Origin of the sequence: Microbacterium sp. Kw_RZR3 (assembly GCF_029222405.1) — a bacterium.
Lineage (GTDB): Bacteria > Actinomycetota > Actinomycetes > Actinomycetales > Microbacteriaceae > Microbacterium.
In genome coordinates, this window is record NZ_JARHXC010000040.1 from 1 (window position 1) to 4,363 (window position 4,363).

At 71.6% G+C, this 4,363-nt stretch carries 4 protein-coding genes; all 4 read left to right on the forward strand.

Annotated elements, in window-relative coordinates; genetic code table 11:
• The first annotated feature begins 69 nt into the window (after positions 1–69).
• A complete protein-coding gene (locus P2P98_RS01575) occupies positions 70–1,698 on the forward strand; it encodes an ABC transporter substrate-binding protein (RefSeq protein ID WP_275796528.1) in 1,629 nt (542 codons plus the stop codon).
• A 24-nt stretch (positions 1,699–1,722) separates the two neighbouring features.
• Positions 1,723–2,700, forward strand: coding sequence for an ABC transporter permease (locus P2P98_RS01580; RefSeq protein ID WP_275796530.1), 978 nt, complete (start codon positions 1,723–1,725; stop codon positions 2,698–2,700).
• Entirely contained in the window at positions 2,697–3,539 is an 843-nt protein-coding gene (locus P2P98_RS01585) for an ABC transporter permease (RefSeq protein ID WP_275796532.1), read from the forward strand. Before P2P98_RS01580 ends, P2P98_RS01585 begins: the two co-directional genes overlap by 4 nt.
• Positions 3,536–4,363: ABC transporter ATP-binding protein (locus P2P98_RS01590; RefSeq protein WP_275796534.1), on the forward strand; the 828-nt coding region annotated here is incomplete at its 3' end. The genes P2P98_RS01585 and P2P98_RS01590, both read left to right, overlap by 4 nt.

Below are 4,363 nucleotides of genomic sequence, written 5' to 3' on the forward strand. Positions count from 1 at the left end.
AGTTTCCGCACCGGGTCCAGGAACACCGGTAGTCTGAAGGTTCCCCATCGAAAACTCCGAGGTTGCTCCATGCCTTCTGTGCCTTCCCGCGGGCGGCTCGCCCGCCGCGTGCTCTCGACGGTGGCCGTCGCCGCGGTCGCCGCTCTGACCCTCTCTTCGTGCGCCGGTTCCGACCCCGCGGCAGAGGGGGACGGTGAGCTCGTCTGGGCGATCGAGGGAGCCAACCTCTCGGCCGGTCACATGGACCCGCAGACCAGCCAGCTCGACGTGTCGGCGATGGTCCAGCGTGCGGTCCTCGACTCGCTCGTGTTCCAGGAGGCCGACGGGTCGTTCTCGCCGTGGCTCGCGACCTCGTGGGAGGTCGAGGACGGCGGTGCGACATACGTCTTCCACCTCCGCGATGACGTCACCTTCCACGACGGCACCCCCTTCGACGCCGCCGCGGTGAAGGCGAACTTCGACCGCATTGTCGGCCCCGCGACCGCGTCGGCCCAGGCTGCCTCGATGCTGGGTGGCGACCTGTACGCGGGCACCGATGTCGTCGACGAGCACACCGTCCGCGTGCGCTTCTCGCAGCCGTACGCTCCGTTCCTCCAGGCCGCGAGCACGGCTCTCCTCGGCTTCTACTCGCCCGCCGTGCTCTCGGCGAAGGCAGACCAGCTCAAGGCAGGCGGTCCCGGGGTGAACGTCGGCACCGGTCCCTTCGAGCTGACCGAGTACACGCCCGATCAGGACATCGTGTACACCCGCAACGACGACTACACGTGGGGCCCCGACGGCGGCGGAAAGCCGGCGTTCAAGACGCTCCGCGTCGACATCCTCCCCGAGGCCTCGGTGCGCCTCGGCGCGCTGTCGAGCGGCCAGGCCGACGTCGTCACGAACCTCCCGCCGAACCTCGTGTCGCAGGTTCCGGGCGATGACACCGTCGAGTCGATCGCCTACCCGGGCCTGCCGTACTCGCTGTACCTGAACGAGAAGTACGGCGTGTTCGCCGACCAGAACGTGCGCCAGGCCTTCAGCCGCGCGATCGACGTCGACACGGCCGTGCAGGAGATCTTCTTCGGGCAGTACCCGCGCGCCTGGAGCATCCTCGGCGCCACGACGCCCGGTTACGACGCGAGCCTCGAGAACTCCTGGCCCTTCGACCCCGCCGAGGCGAACGCGCTTCTGGACGCCTCCGGATGGACGGGACGGGATGCCGACGGCATCCGCACGAAGGACGGTCAGCGTCTCACCGCCCGGTGGATCGCGTGGACTCCGGTCCCGGACGACCGCGCGGCGCTCGCGAACGCGATCCAGAGCGACCTCAAGGCGGTCGGTTTCGACCTGCAGCGCGAGGTGCTGGAACCCGGCGCGTACAACGAGCAGTACGGTCCGAAGACGTTCGACCTGACCGATTGGGGCTTCTCGGGCGTCGACCCCGATCTGCTGCGGAGCCACCTCGCCACCGACGGTTTCCAGAACGCCTCGCAGGTCAGCGATCCCGCGCTCGACGCCCTGCTCGAGGAGGGCGCCTCGACGACCGATCAGGCCGCGCGGAACGCCATCTACGCGCAGGTGCAGCAGTGGAACGCGCAGCACGCCGCGATCGTCCCGCTGTACAGCCCCGCCCTGATCAGCGCCGTCACCCCGAAGGTGTCGGGCCTGACCTTCGACCTCTACGGTCGTCCGCTGTTCGCGACCGCCTCGGTCGGCTGAGCGCGCGCACACCACGGACCACGGATGCCACGCCCTCGCTCGCGCGCGATCCTCTCGCGCATCGGCGGGATCGTGGCATCCGTCGTCCTGGTGCTGTGGGGGGCGGCCACCGTCGCCTTCGTCGCGTTCCGGATCATCCCCGGCGATCCGGTCGAGGTCATGCTCGGTCCCCAGGCGCAGGTCAGCGACGCGGTCAAGGACGGGATCCGTGCGGAGCTCGGACTCGACCGTCCGGTGCTCGAGCAGTACGGCGCGTTCCTCGGTCGACTCGCGCGCGGTGACCTGGGCGAGTCGTATCAGCTGCGCCTCCCCGTGAGCGAGGTGATCGGTCGTCAGCTCGGCCCCACGCTGCAGCTCTCGGCCCTCGCGTTGGGGATCGCGCTCGTCCTGGCCCTGGCATCCGCTCTTCTCGTCCGCGGACGGACGGGCCGGGTCGTGGCGTCCGGGATCGAACTCGTCGTGCTGTCGTCGCCGGTGTTCTGGACGGGGCTCGTGCTGCTGAGCGTGTTCTCGTTCCAGCTCGGCTGGTTCCCGGTGTCGGGGGCGCGCGACCCGTCGGCGATCGTCCTGCCGGCCGTGACGCTGGCCCTGCCGGTCGCGGCTCTGCTCGCGCAGGTTCTGCGCGACGGGGTGCAGGCGGCGGAACGCGAACCGTTCCTCGTCACCGTGCGAGCACGTGGAGCCTCCCCCCTTCGCGAGAGCGTGCACCACACCCTGCGTCACGCGAGCGTGGGCGCCGTGACGCTCGCGGCGTACCTCGTCGGCTCGCTCCTCGGGGGCGCCGTCCTCGTCGAGACGGTCTTCGCCCGACCGGGCATCGGGCGTGTGACGCTCACGGCGATCACCGACCGCGACCTGCCCGTCATCACGGGCGTGATCCTGCTGAGCGCGCTCGTCTTCGTGATCGTGAACACGGTCGTCGATCTCGTCGTGCCACTGCTCGACCCGCGGCTCCGGGGCGCGTCCACGGCGATCCGGGTGCGGGCGGGGGTACCGGCATGACGATGGTGGATGCGCGGAAGCGCACGCGTTCCGGCGGGCGGACCCTCGCGCTCGGCCTCGCCGGCGGGGTGCTCGCTGTCATCGCGTTCGCGGCTGTCGCCCCCGGCCTGCTCGCGACGCACGACCCGTTGGTCACCGACGTCCGTGCAGCTCTGCAGCCGCCGAGCGCGACGCACTGGTTCGGCACAGATCAGAGCGGGCGAGATGTGTACTCGCGTGTCGTCCACGGTGCGGGGCGCTCCGTGGGGACAGGGCTTCTCGCCACCACCCTCGCCTTCGCCGTCGGGATCGTGGCCGGGTCTCTCGCGGCGGTCTCGCCACGCATCGTGGATGCCGCCGCCATGCGCGTCGTCGATGTGCTGCTCGCGTTCCCCGAGTTCCTCGTCGCGCTCCTCGTCGTCGCGGTCCTGGGGCCGGGCCCGGTCAACGTCGCGGTGGCCGTGACGATCGCCGCCATTCCGGTCTACATCCGCCTCGCGCGCGCGCAGACGCGCACGCTCGCGGCCGCCGAGCACGTCGAGGCCGCACGGATCGTCGGCGTCTCCGCCGTCGTCGTGCACATCCGCCACGTGCTGCCTGGCGTCCTGGGCGCCGTGAGCGTGCTGGCCACGATCGGCATCGGCACGAGCATCCTCGCCGCGGCGGGGCTGAGCTTCCTCGGGCTGGGGCCGACCGAACCCACGCCGGAATGGGGGTTGATGCTCTCGGCCGGACGCAACCTGCTGCTGCAGGCGCCCTGGGTCGCCGTGTTCCCCGGGCTGGCGATCACCACGACCGTCATCAGCGTCAGCGTGATCGGGCGCATCCTGCGGGCCGGGGCCGAGGAGCGGGGCGCATGAGTGGGCTGAGGGTGCGTGACCTCCGGATCGCCGCGGGGCGAACGCCGCTCGTCCGTGGGCTCGACCTCGACGTGGTGCCGGGGGAGTGCCTGGCGATCGTCGGCGAATCCGGCACCGGCAAGTCGCTGACCGCCGCGGCGCTGCTCGGTCTGCTGCCGCGGACCCTGTCGTGGAGCGCCGCCGCCCTCGAGGTCGATGGTGTCGACGCACGCGGCCTCGACGAACGGCGGTGGCGCAGGCTCCGCGGGCGCCGGATCGCCCTCGTCTCGCAGGACGCCCTCGTCTCGCTCGACCCGCTGCGGCGCATCGGCGCCGAGGTGGCCGAGCCCCTGCGCATCCATGAACCCGCCGTCCGCGGGGAGGCGCTCCGCACGCGCGTCCGCGGGGTGCTGGAGCGCGTGGCGCTGCCCGAGCCCGACCGGCGCGCACGTCAGTATCCCCACGAGCTTTCGGGCGGACTTCGCCAGCGCGCGCTCCTCGCCTCGGCTCTCGCCGCCGACCCCGCGATCCTCATCGCCGACGAACCGACGACGGCCCTGGATGCCACGGTCCAGGCGCGCGTGCTCGACCAGTTGCGGCGTATTGCCGACGCCGGTGTCGCGGTGGTGTTCATCAGTCACGACCTCGCGGCCGTCCGCCGCGTGGCCGATCGCGTGATCGTCCTGCATGACGGTCGCGTGGTCGAGACCGGCGAGACTGCCCGGGTGCTCTCCGCCCCGCGCGATCCGCAGACCCGCGCGCTCGTCGAGGCGACGCACCACGAGCTCCTGCACCGTGCCCCGCGATTCGACGCACCGCTGATGGCCGGCAAGGGACTGCGCAAG